This is a genomic window from Vibrio sp. 1249-1, assembly GCF_033340495.1.
Genome location: NZ_JAWOWJ010000801.1, coordinates 1 through 601, shown reverse-complemented (window position 1 = coordinate 601; position 601 = coordinate 1). Strand labels below are relative to the sequence as shown.

The window sequence follows — 601 nt, the reverse complement described above, 5'->3', positions numbered from 1 at the left end:
CTCATGTATTTAACAAAACGATCAGCATTTGCTTTACTTGAAATTTTGAAGTTAGATAAATGATTGTAAGTCTTAATTTTATCAGTTAATTTTTTATCATAGAAAAGCATATTCTGAAAAAGAATATCAGGCATAACGTATGCGTCTAATACTTGTTTAATTCTGTACATTGACTGATACAGATCTTGTGCTTCTACAGCAGTCAAAAGACCATCTAAAGCAAGCTTTTCAACAATATCTGCAACATCATGGATTGGCTTTGATATCTTTGCCGCCTCTTTCTTAATTCCAGCTCTATCAATATCGAAATAACCACGGCATTCATTCACTTTTGCTTCATGATATATTCTATAATAAGATTTGTGTTTAGCTATAAACTTGTCGTAAGCCCCTTTGGTAACATTATACTCCCCTGACTTTACACATTCAGTTACATCGTTTTCTAGAAACTCTTCAAATGTATACTTTGGAATGTCATCAATACGTTTTTTGGCAACAATGACAACCTTATTCTTAGGACAGCCATTTCTTACTTCTTCATCACATCTTTTAATATTTAGTCGAAGATAAAGAGTCATTCCTTTCCTATGTCGATACGGAG

1 protein-coding gene is annotated in these 601 nt (G+C 32.6%); it reads right to left on the bottom strand.

Features of this window, described 5'->3' with window-relative positions:
• Positions 1-578 (bottom strand): hypothetical protein (locus R7Z50_RS28995; RefSeq protein ID WP_318149946.1); only part of this gene is annotated, 578 nt, incomplete at its 3' end.
• Between the last annotated feature and the right edge of the window lie 23 nt (positions 579-601).